At 37.9% G+C, this 16,911-nt stretch carries 15 protein-coding genes and 1 tRNA gene; 3 read left to right on the plus strand and 13 right to left on the minus strand.

Annotated features, from left to right (window positions below; all coding sequences use genetic code 11):
• Positions 1-7 precede the first annotated feature (7 nt).
• Both SJY44_RS09045 and SJY44_RS09050 read left to right on the plus strand, forming a co-directional pair.
• Positions 8-304: a hypothetical protein gene (locus SJY44_RS09045; protein ID WP_396589450.1), complete on the plus strand. Its 297-nt coding sequence runs from the start codon at positions 8-10 to the stop codon at positions 302-304.
• Between the two features lie 86 nt (positions 305-390).
• Positions 391-464, plus strand: a tRNA-Pro gene (locus SJY44_RS09050).
• A gap of 591 nt (positions 465-1,055) precedes the next feature.
• Here SJY44_RS09050 and SJY44_RS09055 read toward each other — a convergent pair.
• The 11 genes from SJY44_RS09055 to SJY44_RS09105 form a co-directional block, all read right to left on the minus strand.
• Positions 1,056-1,208, minus strand: coding sequence for a hypothetical protein (locus SJY44_RS09055; RefSeq protein ID WP_396589451.1), 153 nt, complete (start codon positions 1,206-1,208; stop codon positions 1,056-1,058).
• 6 nt (positions 1,209-1,214) lie between these two features.
• Entirely contained in the window at positions 1,215-2,543 is a 1,329-nt protein-coding gene (locus SJY44_RS09060) for a Gfo/Idh/MocA family oxidoreductase (RefSeq protein WP_396589452.1), read from the minus strand.
• A gap of 3 nt (positions 2,544-2,546) precedes the next feature.
• A complete protein-coding gene (locus tag SJY44_RS09065) occupies positions 2,547-3,929 on the minus strand; it encodes a DUF1080 domain-containing protein (protein ID WP_396589453.1) in 1,383 nt (460 codons plus the stop codon).
• A gap of 36 nt (positions 3,930-3,965) precedes the next feature.
• Positions 3,966-5,261, minus strand: a complete 1,296-nt coding sequence (locus SJY44_RS09070) for a TRAP transporter large permease (protein ID WP_396589454.1) — start codon at positions 5,259-5,261, stop codon at positions 3,966-3,968.
• 4 nt (positions 5,262-5,265) lie between these two features.
• Positions 5,266-5,724 (minus strand): TRAP transporter small permease, encoded by a 459-nt coding sequence (locus SJY44_RS09075; protein ID WP_396589455.1) that lies wholly within the window; start codon positions 5,722-5,724, stop codon positions 5,266-5,268.
• Positions 5,724-6,704, minus strand: a complete 981-nt coding sequence (locus tag SJY44_RS09080; RefSeq protein WP_396592087.1) for a TRAP transporter substrate-binding protein — start codon at positions 6,702-6,704, stop codon at positions 5,724-5,726. The genes SJY44_RS09075 and SJY44_RS09080 overlap by 1 nt, the downstream gene beginning before the upstream one ends.
• A gap of 5 nt (positions 6,705-6,709) precedes the next feature.
• A complete protein-coding gene (locus tag SJY44_RS09085) occupies positions 6,710-7,378 on the minus strand; it encodes a bifunctional 4-hydroxy-2-oxoglutarate aldolase/2-dehydro-3-deoxy-phosphogluconate aldolase (RefSeq protein WP_396589456.1) in 669 nt (222 codons plus the stop codon).
• A 78-nt stretch (positions 7,379-7,456) separates the two neighbouring features.
• Positions 7,457-8,497: a PfkB family carbohydrate kinase gene (locus SJY44_RS09090; RefSeq protein ID WP_396589457.1), complete on the minus strand. Its 1,041-nt coding sequence runs from the start codon at positions 8,495-8,497 to the stop codon at positions 7,457-7,459.
• 16 nt (positions 8,498-8,513) lie between these two features.
• Positions 8,514-9,911, minus strand: a complete 1,398-nt coding sequence (gene uxaC / locus SJY44_RS09095; protein ID WP_396589458.1) for a glucuronate isomerase — start codon at positions 9,909-9,911, stop codon at positions 8,514-8,516.
• Positions 9,911-11,095, minus strand: a complete 1,185-nt coding sequence (gene uxuA / locus SJY44_RS09100) for a mannonate dehydratase (protein ID WP_396589459.1) — start codon at positions 11,093-11,095, stop codon at positions 9,911-9,913. The genes uxaC and uxuA overlap by 1 nt, the downstream gene beginning before the upstream one ends.
• A 33-nt stretch (positions 11,096-11,128) precedes the next feature.
• On the minus strand, positions 11,129-11,980 hold the full coding sequence (locus SJY44_RS09105) for an SDR family oxidoreductase (protein WP_396589460.1): 852 nt from the start codon (positions 11,978-11,980) through the stop codon (positions 11,129-11,131).
• Positions 11,981-12,069: 89 nt separating this feature from the next.
• On the opposite strand from SJY44_RS09105, the gene SJY44_RS09110 reads away from it, so the two are divergent.
• A complete protein-coding gene (locus tag SJY44_RS09110) occupies positions 12,070-12,744 on the plus strand; it encodes an NUDIX hydrolase (RefSeq protein ID WP_396589461.1) in 675 nt (224 codons plus the stop codon).
• A 940-nt stretch (positions 12,745-13,684) separates the two neighbouring features.
• On the opposite strand, the gene SJY44_RS09115 is transcribed toward SJY44_RS09110, so the two are convergent.
• Entirely contained in the window at positions 13,685-15,802 is a 2,118-nt protein-coding gene (locus tag SJY44_RS09115) for a glycosyl hydrolase 115 family protein (protein WP_396589462.1), read from the minus strand.
• A 39-nt stretch (positions 15,803-15,841) separates the two neighbouring features.
• Positions 15,842-16,855, minus strand: coding sequence for a hypothetical protein (locus SJY44_RS09120; protein WP_396589463.1), 1,014 nt, complete (start codon positions 16,853-16,855; stop codon positions 15,842-15,844).
• Positions 16,856-16,911: the final 56 nt, after the last annotated feature.

Here is a 16,911-nt window from a genome sequence, read left to right on the forward strand (position 1 = left end):
CTAATTAATGGATAAAAACAAATCTACGCCTGTTCCCTCTTTTATAACCTACGAATCCGGAAATTTTGACTATTCAATACTTCAATTAAATCTTTACCTAAACGCCTATAGCGAGGTGGATAAACCATACAAAATAGATTACAATACTTTATTGATGAGTTATCACCTTTGGAAGGGAAAGAACCTAGATGAGTTTTGCCAAAATCAAACTCTGGGTTATTTTTTATTGAACCCTACAAATGATTCGGCAGAAGCAAGAGAGGCATTTTGTATTGAAATTAGAGAGTTCTTGTCTGAAACTTAAAAAATCACCTGTTTAATTATTGTTTTTGAATTTGTAAAACTTCAAGCTCTAATATCATTAAAATTTATATTTTTGCAATCCATTTTCGGGATGTAGCGCAGCCCGGTAGCGCACACGCCTGGGGGGCGTGGGGTCGCAGGTTCAAATCCTGTCATCCCGACTTTAACATTTTATTAACATTTAATCCCTGATAATCAATTGATTATCAGGGATTTTCGTTTTAGGAGCAAAATATAAATCAGTACAAATCAGTCTAAATAACAGGATGAACGTGACGAAAACGGTTACGTATTTTGCTAAACGCCGACTTTGTTGGGTCTAGTACAAATAGGTTCTCGGGGAACCAGGATTTGAACCTAAAGAATCAAACTCTTTTCAAATCGGAACTTTTGAATATAAGTTCAATTAACGGTAGAATTGATTTCAATCTTAATGCTATTGAACCATGTAGCAAAGTGTCCCAATAAATGTTCGTATTATGTGCCTGATATTTTCTTTTTATATTCAATTGCTCAATTGAAAGTATAAATAAAGAATATGTTAGTAGATGGTTTCAAGTCGGAAGAATACAGCGCTATTTTAGGTAATTTAAGGGATAATGGATTTCTAGATGATAGTGATGTCCGAAACCTGTTAAAGAAATAAATGACTACCCAAAAAATCAACTTCAAAAATATAAACGATGCTAAAGTGAAAATTTTATCAGAAGCACTAATTGACAATTACTATCGATTGATTTCCTGAATTACATTTATGAGTCTAGACCCACGATCTCCTGTACCTCTATTACACCTATGTTAATGGTATCATTAGCTTTTCCTGGGTCGAATAAAGCATATGCAGAACCCGAATAAGCAAAAGCAGTTGTCAAAGCACTTTTTATAGCAAATTCCCTTCGTTTCACGATACTCTATAGTTTGGGTTCCCAGTCTTTTTCATACTCTCGTTTCCAGTTTTGCATAGCTTTTTCACTATTCAATGCTTTTCCTGTAGCCGTATCTATTTTCAAAGTTTCACCAGCATCTTGAGCCATATTTCCTAAATGACATAGCATAGTAGAAATACTAGCATCAGCAATCGGGGAGTGCAGTTCTATATCTGTTCGGATGGCATCAAGAAAGTTGGCCACATGGGATACATCTAAACCACCTATCCCTTGGGTATCAAGAGTGGCACTAACTGACTCTTCTAATTCAGATTTTATAAGGTTGCCTTGTAAATCATAAAGCTTGTAAAAATTACGGCTCAATTCTATTATACCCTTACTACCATAAATGGTTGCTCCACGTCCAGGGCGTTCAGGCTTCATAATACCACGGCTATGACCATTCCAAGTAATGAATTTATTATCATTAAAGCCAAATGTAAGCTGTTGGTTGTCAACAAATTCCCAATCATCATCATACGTGTATTTTCCTCCAAAAGATGTAACGGTTTTTGGAAGGTCAACACCCAGTGCCCAACGGCAAACATCTATTTCATGTGTGCCATTATTATGTACTTCACCAGTACCCCAATTACGGAACCAATGCCAATTATAAGGATGAATGTTATCTCGGTACGCTTCTCTAGGTGCTGGACCTTGCCAAAGATCCCAGTCTAATGTATTCGGTATATCTGTTTTTTTACCTCGGCCAATAGAACCTCTATTATTTGAATAATAGGCCTCTCCTTTGTAAACATCCCCAATGATTCCTTCTTTGATTTCCTTAACAGCCAATCTACTTGTTTGGGCTGATCGTTGTTGATTCCCCATTTGCACTTTTTTGTTGTACTTCTTCTGGGCAGCTACTAATAAATCATTTTCGTGTGGATTGTGACTACAGGGTTTTTCTACATAAACATGCTTACCAGCTTGCATTGCCATAATAGCCATGGGAGCATGCCAGTGTTCTGGCGTAGCGATAAAAACTGCATCTACATCTTTATCTTCCAATATTTTACGAAAGTCCTTCTCTACTTTGGGCACATATCCAATACTATTTTGACACCAAGTATTATGGGCCTCAATAATAAGATCATCAACATCGCAGTTATAAATGATTTTGGCATTGGGATAGGCATTTATAGCTTTTACATGGGCTTTTGCTCTGCCGCGAACACCTATTACAGCGCAATTCACTTGGTCATTTGCCCCTAATACATTGGCAATTCCCATTTGAGGTAAAACGAGTCCACCCAAAGTTACGGCTGCCGTTCCCGTAGTAGTTTTTTTAATAAAATCCCTTCTTGTAGTCATGACTTATCCTTTTTTGGCGGGTTTAATTTTAACATTCTTAAATGAAACTCTGTCTCCATGGTCTTGAAGTAAGATATGACCTTTATCGGCTTCTCCAAATTTGGGCCATTTTGCATATTTACTTTCGGAGACTAGTTTGCGGTACACATCATTTTTTCGTTCATATTCCAATACTTTTGCCCCATTCAGCCAATGTTCCACATGGTTGTTTTTTGATATGATGTGCGCCGTATTCCATTTACCAATTGGGTTTGCAGGTTTATTAATATCCGCAGCTATTAAATCATAAAGAGAAGACAAAGTGCGGCTGCCTTCATGGTTTCCTAATTTAGCATCGGGATGCCGTGCATCGTCTAAGATTTGATATTCCAAACCAATAGAAGAGCCTGGCCCTTTATTTAAATCTGTATCTACATAGTATTTTATACCACTATTGGCTCCCTCTGTCAATTTAAAATCTACCTTCAATTCAAAATCGCCATACAAATCAGTAGTAACAATATCGCCTCCTGCTGCAGATTCTTCGCCATTGGATGACAAAACCGTAAGCACTCCATTCTCCATTTCCCAACCTTGTTTTGGAAAATCATCTAATCTTGCTCCTCTCCAACCTTCACTGGTTTTACCGTTCCATAACAGTTCCCAACCTTCTTCTTTCTCCTTAATTGTGAGTTGGTTTTTGGTAACTACGGGAGTTAAAGGAGATGTCTTGGAATATTTTGATAAACTATCTGTAAGGATCTTAATATTTTTCCATTGAATCTCAGTTCCTTCTTTGTTATCTTTTCCAATACTATGTACCTGCAGGGCAATAAAACCGCTTGCTGTCTTATCATCAATTAAATGAGCTGCGGGCACTTCGTTAATCCATGTTTTAATAGTATCTCCTATAGCCTCTATTCGGTAATGGTTCCAATCACCTTGTTTAAATGCCTTTTGTGCTGAAGGGTTGTTTTCCAAAGTATTAAGCCAGCCTCGTCTAGCCTCGTCATAAATACCTGCACTCCATGCTCTGTCCGAAGGGTCTATTTCTACTTGGTAACCATGAACCCTACCATCTTGATAATAATGAAAACTGTTGCTGCGAATCTGTATACCTGAATTCATGGAAGAATCTACCATATATTCCAGTTCCAAAATAAAATCACCATACATCTTATCTGAAGTCATAAAGGAATTAGGGGTATCGTGAACTGTAGCGCCAACAATAACACCGTCACTAACTGTATATTTAGCCTCCCCTCCTTTTTGTGTCCATCCGTTCAATGTTTCTCCATCAAATAGACTCCCCCATGGGGTATTGTCTTTTTTTGTCTCTGAACAACTAAAAGTTGCCAAGACAATCGAATAAGCCAATACTAGCCTAATGTTTATCAATCTATTCATTATTTTATTGTTTTTGTTCTCATTTAGTTTATCATTTTACAAATCAAAAAGACTTGGAAGCCATAAGCTCAATTGCGGGAAATAGGTAATTAGAAACAGCACTAAAATCATAGCCACAAACATTGGCAACAAAGGCCGCACCACTTTTTCTATGGTGGTTTTCGCCACACCGACACCTACAAAGAGTACAGAGCCCACGGGTGGGGTACACAGCCCAATACAAAGATTCAATATCATGATGATTCCGAAGTGTACCGGATCTAACCCTAATTTTGTTACTACTGGTAAAAAAATAGGCGTGAAAATCAGTACTGCGGGTGTCATATCCATAAAAATTCCGACGAACAAAAGAATCAAGTTGATGATAAGCAAAATCATAATCTTGTTATCAGTAATACTTAATAAACCTGAACTAATTTCTTGAGGGATATTCTCATACGACAATACCCATGACATACTCATGGATGCGCCTATTAATAGCATTACAATAGCTGTAGTAACGGACGAGTTCAAAAATATCTTGGGGAGCTTATCCCTAGAAATTTCCTTATAGATAATTCCTAAAACAAGACTGTACAATACCGCTATGGCGGATGCTTCGGTAGCGGTAAATATGCCTGCTACGATACCGCCAATGACAAGCACTAGAAGAAACAGACTAGGTACAGCATCAATAAAGGTTCTGAACACGTCTTTTAATTTGCTTTGCTGTCCTACTTTGTAGCCTTTCTTCTTTGCCCAAATGGAAGCAATTATCATCAAGAAAAGCCCAGTCAATATTCCCGGAATATATCCAGCAATGAACAAGGCCGCTATAGAAGCTCCTCCACTTGCCAAAGAGTAAACAATTAAAATATTACTTGGCGGAATAATCAAACCAGTTGTTGCCGAAGTAATATTCACGGCAGCACCAAACTCACGGTCGTAGCCTTCTTTTTCCATCTCTGGACCTAGAATGCTTCCCATGGCTGATGCCGATGCCATTGCTGAACCTGCTATCGCTCCCATTAACATGGCAGCAATGACATTGATAAGTGCCAATCCGCCAGGTAATGCACCTACCAAGGTCTTCGCAAAGGCAATTAGTCTATGCGCGATGCCTCCCTTGTTCATCAATTCTCCCGAGAGTATGAAAAATGGAATTGCCAAGAGCGCAAAACTGTCCATTCCGGTGGACATTCGCTGAGATATGGTCGTAAAAGCAGGTATAGATTCTATGCTCACCAAAATGGTTAACAATGAAGATATTGCTATACTCCATGCCACGGGTGTGCCTATCGCCAAAAGGGTGATAAAGCTCAAGATCAAAACAAGTATTGGCACATAATCCATAAATTTAGCTTTTTAACATATCAGATGTTTTATAAAAAATAATGAGCAAGCCACTAATTGGAATGACCAAATAGACCACTGCCAAAGGCAATCTCAAAGCTGGCGAATATTGCTCCAGCACATAAGTCATATACACCAACCGGATACCACCTATGACCAACGCAAAAATGCAGAACAGAACAATCAATAGACTTACCAACTGCTTCAATTTCTTTTGTGTTTTCTCATCAAATTTTGAAGGTAACACATTGATGGACACATGCATATTGCGACCTGATACATAGGCCGCGCCTAAAATACCCAACCATATCATTAAGTAGCGAGCAAGCTCATCGGTAAACGAACTTGGATTCCCCAAAACATATCGGCTAAAGACCTGATACAGCACATTAATTACCATAACAGCCATGATGGCCACCAACACTTTTGAGAGTATGTTATCTACTTTTTTTCGAATTTCCATTATTGTTCGATTCGTTTTATCTCCTGTATTAAAGTATACAATTCTTTGTTTTCCTTATAGTTATCATATAAACTCTCTGACAGTTTAGAAAAAGGTTCTTTATTAGGTCTGATAATCTCCACACCTGCTTTTTGCACTTTTCTCAGCGCTTCCGCTTCAGCATCTGCCCAAAGTACTCTTTGATAAGCAATCGAGTTTTCAACTGCTTCTTTTAACCACTCCTGCTCTTCTTTGGATAATTTGTCCCAGAAATTGGTGCCAGCTACCAGCACATCTGGAGAAAAAGTGTGTTCGTTCAATGAGTAATACTTACAAACCTCATAATGTCTTGATAAATAAAAACTTGGAGGATTGTTCTCTGCCCCATCCACAACACCTTGTTGCAATGAAGTATACAGTTCTCCCCACGAAATAGGTGTGGGGGAACCACCTAAACTACGAACCATATCCATCGCCGTCACACTCTCCATAACCCGTATTTTTTGGCCCTTTAAATCATTTGGATGTTCCACCGGCTTCTTTTTGGTATAAAAACTACGGCTTCCTGCATCATAGAACCCTAATCCTTTGAGCCAATATTTTTGTGCATCTTCCAAAAGCTGTTGACCAATATCACCATCCAAAACCTTGAATAAGTGTTCCCTATCCTTAAAGAGATAAGGAAGTCCAAGAATTCCAATCTTTGGCGCAAAATTTTCCAAAGTGGCTACGGATACCTTGGTCATGTCTAAACTGCCAATCTGTAATAATTCAAGAATTTGACGCTCAGTACCTAACTGTTGGTTGGGATAAATTTCCAATTGGAGCTTTCCATTGGAGTTTTCTTTCAAATCTTCACCCATCTTCACCATGGCTTTATGTACCGAATGACTTACATCCAAACCATGCGCCAATCGTATGGTTTTTACGTCCGAAACTCCTTTACACCCTATCATCAGAAGGATAAGAATCCATAAAGAAACTGTATGTATGTGTTTTATCGTTTTCACTTTCTAATGGTTTCAATTAATCGCAAAGTATCGGCTACTTTCTTTTGCAATCCTTCAAAATCTTTCTTTGCTAAAACATCCCTCGAGATGAGTTTTGAGCCCATTCCCACACAAGTCACTCCGGCATCAAACCAGCCTTTTAGGTTCGCTTTTTCAGTGCTTACACCACCAGTCGGCATAATATTCGTCCAGGGTTGCGGACCTTTAATCGCTTTTACAAAGCCGGGACCGTAAGTAGAACCGGGGAACAGTTTAATCAATTCACAACCTAGTTCTTCCGCTCTGTTGATTTCAGCCAGTGAACCACAACCGGGGGACCACAATACTTTTCTTCGATTGCATGCTATGGCAATATCTTCCCTCAATGATGGAGTCACTATAAAATTCGCTCCCATTTGCATGAACATACTTGCCGCTGCCGCATCTGTAATAGACCCCACGCCCATTATCATTCCAGGGAGTTCTTTGATTGCATATTTGTTAAGTTCTGAAAATACTTCAAAAGCAAAATCACCTCTAGCAGTAAACTCAAGCAATCTTGCTCCACCCCCATAACAAGCCTTTAGCACCTTTTTTCCCAATACTATATCAGGATGGTAAAACAAGGGTACCATTCCTGTTTTGCTCATTGCATTAAAAACTTCTATTCTCGAATACTGCGCCATACCTATTTCTTTTTTTAAGCACCGGACCTAAAAAGGGTCGTCCGGTGCAACTAAAAAAACTAAACTAACTCAAATCATTTATCGTGCGACTCGCCCTGAAGCATCGCCACCCATTAATTTTTCTACCTCTGCCACAGTGACTAAATTCGCATCACCTTTTATAGTATGTTTTAGACAGGATGCTGCTACAGCAAAGTCCAAAGCATTTTGGTCATCCTCTGGATATTTTAGCAAGCCGTAGATCAAGCCTCCCATAAAGGAATCGCCACCACCCACTCTATCTACAATATCTGTTATCTGATATTCTGGGGATTTATACATTATTTTTCCATTGTACAGAACTCCTGCCCATGTGTTGTGCGATGCTGATATGGAGCCTCTCAATGTTGTGATGACTTTTTTTGCTTTCGGGAATTTTTCCATCATCTGTGTACACACCGACAAAAAGGCTTCTGCCTTAACATGTTCTCCCTGTGTTGTAATATCCAGCCCTTCCGGTTTGATATCGAAATGTTTCTCTGCATCTTCTTCGTTGCCTAGAATGATATCGCAATATGAGGTCAATTCGGTCATGATTGATTCACGGTCACCTCCATAATTCCATAGCTTGGCTCTGTAATTTAAATCTGTAGAGATGGTAACACCCATATCACTTGCTATCTTCAATGCTTCAAGACAGGCATCTGCCGCTCCTTGCGATATTGCAGGTGTAATACCTGTCCAATGAAACCACCCAACATCTTTGAAAACGGATTTCCAATCTACCATTCCTTTTTCAATCTCAGCTATTGCAGAATATGCTCGGTCATATACTACTTTACTTCCCCTACTTACCGCTCCGGTTTCCAAAAAATAGATTCCTAAACGATTTCCACCGTAGATAATTTTGTCCATGCCAATACCTCTCTTGCGCATTTCCATTAGAGCACATTTACCTATGTCATTTTTAGGAAGTCTGGTTACAAAATCAACAGGCACGCCATAATTGGCCAAGGAAACCGCTACATTGGATTCGCCTCCGCCATAGACAACATCAAAACTATTGGCCTGAGAAAATCTTAAATATCCAGGAGGAGACAATCGTAACATTATCTCTCCAAAGGTTACTACTTTTTGCATTTTATATTATTATCTATTAAAAATCAAAATACGCTTTAGCATTTTTGTAACAAATATCCTGTACCAAACCACCTACGTAAGAGATGTCGTTTGGTATCAAGCCTTTTTTTATGTCATTCCCTAAAATGTTGCAAAGCAACCTTCTGAAATATTCATGTCTTGGAAAGGATAGTAAACTCCTTGAATCTGTAAGCATCCCGACAAAGCAACTGAGCAATCCCATATTTGATAAGGCATTCAATTGCCTTTCCATCCCATCTAATTGATCCATATACCACCATCCTGATCCAAATTGTATTTTACCCTTTACAGTCCCGTCATTGAAATTGCCAACCATGGTGGCAAAGACTTCATTGTAAGATGGATTTATGTTGTAGAGGATGGTCTTTGAAAGTTGGTCAGTAAAATCCAACAGGTTTAAAAATTTGGCAAGACCAACAGCTTGAGGGTAATCACCTATGGAATCGAACCCCGTATCTGGCCCTATTTGGGTCATTTTTCTAGTATTTGTATTGCGAAACGCACCCAAATGAAATTGTTGCACCCATCCCAGCGCATGGTATTCACGGCATAGGTGAAACAGGGTTTCAAACTTAAAATACCGTATTTCATCTGGTTCCAAAGGTTGGCCTTCCACTACTTTCTTGAAGATTACTTCAATATCGAAAGCATTCATCTCAAAATAGTACAACCGTTCTAAGCCATGATCAGAGAGTCGTCCCCCATTTTTATGAAAATAAGCCACCCTTTTCTTGATGGCAGCAATCAAATCTTGATAAGATGTTATCTGTATTCCTGACACCTCGCCCAAACGCTCCAAATATGTTCTATAGGTTTTGTTATCTTCAATAGCATAGACCTTATCTGGTCTAAACGAGGGTAACATTTTTGGTGTGACACTATTTTTTGCTGCTTTTTGATGGTGTGCCAAGGTATCGATAGGGTCGTCAGTAGTGCAGACAACTTTTACATTAAATTGTTGTAAAAGCCCAATAGCACTGTGGCTTTTGTCTTGTAACTGTTCCTTTGTTTTCTGAAAAACCTGTTTTGCATTAGTGCCTGTAAGTAGGTCGCTAATTCCAAAATAACGTTGCAATTCTAAGTGTGTCCAATGGTATAATGGGTTTCTGAGTGTGTAGGGAACTGTCTCTCCCCATTTCTGAAATTTCTCTTCATCAGAAGCATTTCCGGTAATATAATTTTCATCAACACCCATAGTGCGCATTGCCCTCCACTTATAGTGATCTCCTGATAACCAAGCCTCTGTTAGATTTTTAAATTGGTAGTTATTTGCAATTTGTTCTGGTGGCAAATGATTGTGATAATCAATAATAGGCATATCCTTTGCATAACCAAAGTATAGCTCTTCGGCTTGAAGGGTATCTAATAAAAAGTTATCTTTTATAAATGTCATTATAGCAAGGATTTTTCAATTCCGTACATCAACCCCCTTAGTTCCGCAAGGCCACGTAAACGACCAATTGCCGAATACCCTGGATTTGTTTTTTTATCTAAATCATCCAACATTTGATGTCCATGGTCAGGACGCATGGGCATACGTTGGTTCTTTGAATTATCTTCCACTCTTTTCTGCTGTTCCTGAAGTAATTCTTTCATTACTCGATACATGTCTACATCGCCGTCAAGGTGATCTGCTTCATGAAAATTTCCAAGCGCATCTCTTTTGGTACTTCTAAGATGGATGAAATTTATTCTGCCCGCCAACCGTTTTGCCATACCAACTAGATCATTATCGGCACGTACCCCAAAAGAGCCCGTACAAAAACATAGTCCATTGTTTGGGCTGTCATAGGCCATTAACAATTCCAGTGCATCACTTTCAGTACTGACTACTCTTGGTAATCCAAGAATAGGGAAGGGGGGGTCATCAGGATGTATGGCCATTAAAACCCCTGCTTTTTCAGCTACTGGCACAACTGCCTTTATAAATTCAAATAGATTTTGACGTAAATCGTGTTCTGTTATTTTGTTATATGTATCTAGTGCAGATTGAAACTCCTCAAGAGAATAGCCCTCTTCAGACCCTGGTAAACCAGCAATGATGTTTTGGGTAAGTCGAGTCCGATCTTTTACATCCATTCTATCATAAGTAAATTTAGCCATGGCCAAATCATTATTGCTATAGAAATTCTTGACATCTGGTCGTTTCAGGATAAAAAGTTCAAATGCGGCAAATTCAACAGCATTAAAATTCAACCCTAAGGCCCCGTCCTTCATTTTATAGGCCAAATCTGTACGTGTCCAGTCCAATACGGGCATGAAGTTGTAGCATATCGTATCAATTCCACATTCGCCAAGATTTTTGATGCTCTGTCTATAATTTGCCAGAAAATTTATGTATTCCCCTTCTCGTCTCTTTATATCCTCATGTACAGGAACACTTTCAACCACTGACCATGTCAATCCAGCTTCTTCAAGTTGTTCTTTTCGTTTCAAAATCTCATCTATGGGCCAAACTTCACCATTTGGTATGTGATGAAGCGCTGTTACCACTCCAGTTGCCCCTGCCTGCTTAATATCGGAGAGGGAAACTGAGTCATCAGGCCCGTACCATCTCCAAGTTTGTTCTAACCCCATATTAGATTATTACCGTTATAACTCATTTGTTTTCTATACTCCACTATATGCGCTGAATCCGCCATCGATGGGAACTGTAATTCCGGTTACAAATTTTGATTGATTACTTGTCAGCCAAAGGGTGGTCCCTACCAAATCCTCAGGTTCCCCAAACCGGTTCATTGGGGTGTGCTCCAAAATGGTCTGTGCCCTTGGTGTATGATCACCATTCTTATCTGTAAGCAGTGATCTGTTTTGTTCCGTTAGAAAAAACCCTGGCGCCAAAGCATTGATACGAATGCCGACAGGGGCAAAGTGCACCGCCAACCACTGTGTAAAATTGCTCACGGCCGCTTTGGCACCGCTATAAGCTGGTATCTTGGTCAAAGGTCTGAATGCATTCATGGATGAAATATTCAAAATGGAACACCCTTCCTTTCCTACCATATCCAAAGTAAAAACTTGTGTGGGCAGCAGGGTACCAATAAAGTTAAGATTGAACACAAATTGAATTCCTTCTGGATCCAACTTAAAAAAAGTCCTTAAATCCTCTGTTGCATTTAGGTCTTCCTCAATAAATTGGGTCTTAGTTGTGGTTCCCGTGGGATGGTTTCCGCCGGCTCCGTTGACCAAAATATCACAAGTCCCAAATTTCTCGTTTACCAAAAATCGAGCCTCTTGCAAACTATCTTTCTCCAAAACATTGGCTCCAACCCCAAGGGCGATACCTCCTTTTTCAACAATCTTTTGAGCAATCTGATTGGCTGCTTCTTTTTTGAGATCCAAAATGGCCACTTTGGCTCCTTGCCCGGCAAAGGATTCTGCCAAGGTACTGCAAAGCACCCCCCCCCCGCCTGTTATGACAACGGTTTTGCCTTTTAAATCTTGGTATTTTGGGTTTCTCATTGGTAACTATTTAGTTCTGTGTATTTTTTACACAGATAAATATATGGATTTTTTTTTAAGAACAAAAATTCTATTTTAGTACTTGATCTATGACAAAGCAAGAAAATCTGCAAAACATACAGGTTAGATCTGATTCTTTTGAGTGCTCCATTACGGCAGATATTGCTGTGTTTGGGTATGTGGATGATAAACTCAAAGTACTTCTTTTGAACAAGTCCATTGGCGATTTTAAAAATCACTGGATGATTCCTGGAGGAGTAATGGAGACCCGTGAAACCGTTGAAGATTGTGCAGCCAAGGTACTCTTTGCCCTAACCGGTTTTAGGGATATTCATTTTGAACAGGTTAAGACATACAGTTCTCTAGAACGACACCCATTAAAAAGGGTGATAACTGTGTGTTACTACGCACTGGTAAAACCTGAAAACCATCCCTTGACCTTACACGATAATGTACAAAGCATCCAATGGTTTGATATGGACCAGCTTCCGGAGAAACTTGGTTTTGATCATGGGCAATTGATAAGGGACGCCTATTTGTTTGTTCAGAACAACTTAAGGGACAGATTGGTTGTTGGGGAGCTCTTGCCCAAGAAATTTACCTTGCCAGAACTCCAAAATTTGTACGAACATATTCTAAATGTAAAGTTGGACAAACGAAATTTCCGCAAGAAAATGTTTCAGATGGATATCCTTAAAAGCACCGGTGAGAAAAAAGTTGGTATTAAAGGTGGACCTTTACTTTATGAGGTCAAGGAAAATTAACCTTGCTCGGCATTGAATGTGCCTTAATATAACCAGACTATTCTGAGCGCATCAAATTCCTTATCAAAAATGGATGTTTGAGGAAAGTCAGAAATCATTCATCCCAATATAAGAAGTGTGCTTCCTATGAAATACCTCAACAATATTATCAAACTGAAGTAACTGATTATAAAATCAGGGATAAGAATATTCTAAAGAACTTTTCGATTGACTATTCCATAAAGCTTAATAATCCGTAACTCACTATGAAATAGCATAAAACTCATAGAATTTAGTATGGAAAAAGATAATATGAGTTCTAACAATTAAGGACACAAACCAAGAAAAGATTTAAAGCAAGGGCACACTTTCTTTGATTAAATTTTGAAAGACTTTGTAAGTTAATTAAATCTTATTCTAAAGAGAATTAATCGCGAGAAGCAGATATAATTGGGTGAAGGTCATTTTATCTTATGGAAATAAATCAAAGTAGTGTCTTAGTAAAGCGCCTCCCAAACCTGAAAGGTAATAGTTGAATTCAATCTTTTCACCAGTATATTCGGTTTCATTTTCTTTACTCCTGTATTTTCTCTCAGGCTTTCCACCCTGCGGTTGAGTAAACTAAATCAAATCGCTTTCAATAAGTTTTGTCAATCTCAAGAAATCTTCAATAATTTCAATCCATCCCGAACGATATAAATTTTATTAAGTCCGATTTGCAACAATTTGTGAAAAAAGTTGTCGGGCAATTCACCCAGCGCTTCGCAATTTTTATAAGTATTAATTTATATCTATTCATTTAATTCTCGATATGAACTATTTACATCTCCATTACGGACTGTATGTTGAGTATGCGCCTGAATTTATTAATTCATCGGTAGCTGAAACAGCTTCGTTAAGAAAACCTTCATAATCAACTAATCGTGATATTTTCTAAAAGTTCCACTATTTTAGCACCTTGTCACTTTAAGGCATGTGTTTTCTTAATTGTTTTGTCTATCCTGTTAATCATATCATCTATATCAAAAATTCGCTCTTCGGAGTACCATGTTTCAAACTTGCCATGGGCCGTTTGGTAAATACTTTTTCTTGCATTCTTTGCTGCGTTTAATGACTTTTTTAAATAACCTTCCTTTTCTATTACAGGTTTTGTGGTATAAGCAAGGCAATAGTTATAGAGGGCTTCATTTAGATACATCATAAAGTACGATGGACTCCTGAAGTTATCATTAAAAAACACCTTATTCGCATTATTTAATACTTGATATGTCGAGTCTGCGGCCAAGGCAACCCTTCTAAAATTCCTGTAGGATTTGTTGGTTCCCTTTAATATAGCCTCAATTTGGTTTTTCGTATTCGAATCTTTGGGTATGATCCTGAACGTTCGATTAGGCAGTTGTTCCCATGAATAGTCCTCTAGGGGGTTCATATCTACTTCTTCAAAAAACTTATCTGATATTTGTAAAATGGTCTGCTTGTACCTCAAATCATGAAAATTGTATTGCCGCTCAAATTCAGGTAGGTCGTTCTTTTTTTGTCTCCAGTAGGAATAGAAAAAATCCGTGTATAGATTGGCTATGGGCTTGGCATATTTTTCACCATAATAATTGGAACAGAAGTTATTCAGGAATCGGTCGGAATCATACGTGTCAAAATTCCACATCATATCCGCATTGGCGGACAAGGTGAGTAAATGCTCTTTTATGTTTCCTGCATTTACTACTGAGAAATAAACGGGCTCCTCATTCTTGGAATCTACGAACCTGTAATTTTTTTCCATTTTCCAAGGACCTTCGGCTTGCACCAAATGAGAACCTGTAGAAGTAAACTGAAGATTCATATAGTACCCCAATTTTGTGGTTTTTGAAATTGGGATAGCACGTATATCCTCATTGGGAAAGTGGTCGCGTCTGGCGGCAACAAAATTCCAGATTAGGTTCTTTTCGTTTGGAGGAACCAACAAGCCCTTGGCCAGTAAATCAGATAATTCATCGTAAAATATCATCCTCACATCAGGATATTCATTGCCCGATTCTTCCTTTAAAATCTGTACTTGACGAGCCACCATTTCATTAATTATTTTAGCTCTTTCTTCCATGCTTTTAGGGGCATCTTTAAAAGAATACCAAAAAGGGATATCCCGAGCTCCACGAAAGGTTATTGTCCATAAGGGATTTATTCCATTATCCACAAGAGACTTCACGTTGTATCTCCAGTAGTCTTCAAGTTGGGATACATTTTTTATGAGGAGTTCTGGCGCTTTCATTTTCCTAATTTTTACCCAGTAATCGTCCCACTTATTGTAAGGGGAATTTAAAGCCGAAGTATGATGAAAGGTTATCTTCAGCCCATATCGATTTATTATTTTTGTATTATTAGTTACCGCGTATTTTTTACTGCTGGAAAAATTAGTGGAATTGTCCAGTTCTATGGTATTCAATTTGAGTCTGAGCATAGTTTCCATCCAAATCTCATTCTTAACCTTAGATCCCTTTTGCCAGGGTAAAATCATATCCCTATCATTGGGAAACCAAGCCCTGAATTTTACATAAGGCTCGCCCGAATCAAAAACAAAAGAGTCTGAAATTTTTATACTTTCTTTTCTGGCCGGTTCTAAAAAGCTCCAATACCATAGTGGTTTCACGCCTAGAAACTGTTCACTAAACGTATAAATGGCATAGAGTGTGCCACGCAAATCTGCCCCATGAAGAACAAGGTTCCCTCTATGGGGATATAATTTATGCCGCTCATAGCCCGTTAATTTAGGTAAGGCAAGGTCAGGGCTTTCGCCATGAACAATTACAAGTGCGTTTTTAAGCCCTTCCACGTCATCGATTTTGGTAACAATATGTGCTTTTTGGCCCAATACTTTTTCGATGTCTCTTTGCAGTATATCAATGGAATTTTTTATTGGGACAGACGTTGCGTCATTTACATAAATGGTAAAGCCTGATTGTAACTCAAGATTCCGGGAAAGGGTACATGAATGAAGACCAGATAACACAACCAAAAATGGCAACAGTACATAAACTTTTATAAGTAAAATTGATTTTCTAAAATAATAAGGATAGTTTATCATAATAAGGTTTTTTTTAGAATCTGTGTAGGATTATCATCGTTACACATCGCTATTTCTTCTTATTTTAATAGAAAAAGCTTCTTTTGGGTTTCTTACCATAATTTGATAAATATCTTCATTCGTAAATCCATTTTTTAGCATTTTTGGAATTAAATTTTTAAATATTTCTTCAAATTTCCTTATTTTCCTTCCTCTTGGAAATCCATTTCCATCATGTGACAATAAAATTTTGTTTAATAAGTACTTTTGCTTAAACAGCTTGATTCTTTCTATGTATTCATTTGTATTCGATTCTTTGACGCCATCTAATGAAATCCAAGCTCCTTCAGCTGCTAAATCAATTAATATTTGGTCATCATCGACTTTATGAGCATGAGTCCAAATCCATGCACTCATATGAACATTATATTCTTTAAGAAGTTCTTTCTGAAATTTTACAGCTTCAATATTTTTCCCAGTATGCACAGCTAAAGTTAAACCTGTATTTAGATGAGTGAGAATTCCAGCTTTGAAAAGTTTTTTATCAATATCTGAAAGTTGCTTATCATTATCAAAAGCTAATTTGATAAACCCAGGCTTTATTTTTGTGCCTTTAATACCATTTTTAAATTCATCAATCCAAATTTCTGAGATAGATTTAGTACTAGCATTATATACGAACTCTGGAATGTATCGGTCATTTGCCGCTCCGTAAATCCCAGTATTTGTAATGATTTGTACTTTTGTTGAATCCGATATCTTTTTTAACAAGTCAACTCTTCTACCAAAATATTCAGTGGTACAATCAAAAATTGAATTAACGCCAAATGATTTTAATTGCTTTAAATAGGGGATAACTTGATTGAACAATTTAATGCTATCATAATTTGAAGATTCACCTATTTCTTTACCAAAATTTGACATTATGTGTTCGTGAGTTAACGCTATTCCTAATTCTGACACATTGATTGGCCCTTGGATAGTATTTATTTGATTTAGCGACTTATCGTTTTGGCATGTCGACAGGGTAGCTAAATTGATTAGAAGAAAAAGTTTGACTGCAATAATTTTCATAATGTGAGATTATTTATAGTTCTTGATTTGAGTATTCGTTACTTCATTAATGATAT

Origin of the sequence: Allomuricauda sp. R78024, assembly GCF_044596045.1 — a bacterium.
Lineage (GTDB): Bacteria > Bacteroidota > Bacteroidia > Flavobacteriales > Flavobacteriaceae > Flagellimonas.

Bases quoted from the DNA above. Each gene is read 5' to 3' on its own strand.
- SJY44_RS09045 (WP_396589450.1), top strand. From the start codon at position 8: ATGGATAAAAACAAATCTACGCCTGTTCCCTCTTTTATAACCTACGAA.
- SJY44_RS09060 (WP_396589452.1), bottom strand. From the start codon at position 2,543: ATGACTACAAGAAGGGATTTTATTAAAAAAACTACTACGGGAACGGCA.
- SJY44_RS09065 (WP_396589453.1), bottom strand. From the start codon at position 3,929: ATGAATAGATTGATAAACATTAGGCTAGTATTGGCTTATTCGATTGTC.
- SJY44_RS09070 (WP_396589454.1), bottom strand. From the start codon at position 5,261: ATGGATTATGTGCCAATACTTGTTTTGATCTTGAGCTTTATCACCCTT.
- SJY44_RS09075 (WP_396589455.1), bottom strand. From the start codon at position 5,724: ATGGAAATTCGAAAAAAAGTAGATAACATACTCTCAAAAGTGTTGGTG.
- SJY44_RS09085 (WP_396589456.1), bottom strand. From the start codon at position 7,378: ATGGCGCAGTATTCGAGAATAGAAGTTTTTAATGCAATGAGCAAAACA.
- SJY44_RS09090 (WP_396589457.1), bottom strand. From the start codon at position 8,497: ATGCAAAAAGTAGTAACCTTTGGAGAGATAATGTTACGATTGTCTCCT.
- uxaC (WP_396589458.1), bottom strand. From the start codon at position 9,911: ATGACATTTATAAAAGATAACTTTTTATTAGATACCCTTCAAGCCGAA.
- uxuA (WP_396589459.1), bottom strand. From the start codon at position 11,095: ATGGGGTTAGAACAAACTTGGAGATGGTACGGGCCTGATGACTCAGTT.
- SJY44_RS09105 (WP_396589460.1), bottom strand. From the start codon at position 11,980: ATGAGAAACCCAAAATACCAAGATTTAAAAGGCAAAACCGTTGTCATA.
- SJY44_RS09110 (WP_396589461.1), top strand. From the start codon at position 12,070: ATGACAAAGCAAGAAAATCTGCAAAACATACAGGTTAGATCTGATTCT.
- SJY44_RS09115 (WP_396589462.1), bottom strand. From the start codon at position 15,802: ATGATAAACTATCCTTATTATTTTAGAAAATCAATTTTACTTATAAAA.
- SJY44_RS09120 (WP_396589463.1), bottom strand. From the start codon at position 16,855: ATGAAAATTATTGCAGTCAAACTTTTTCTTCTAATCAATTTAGCTACC.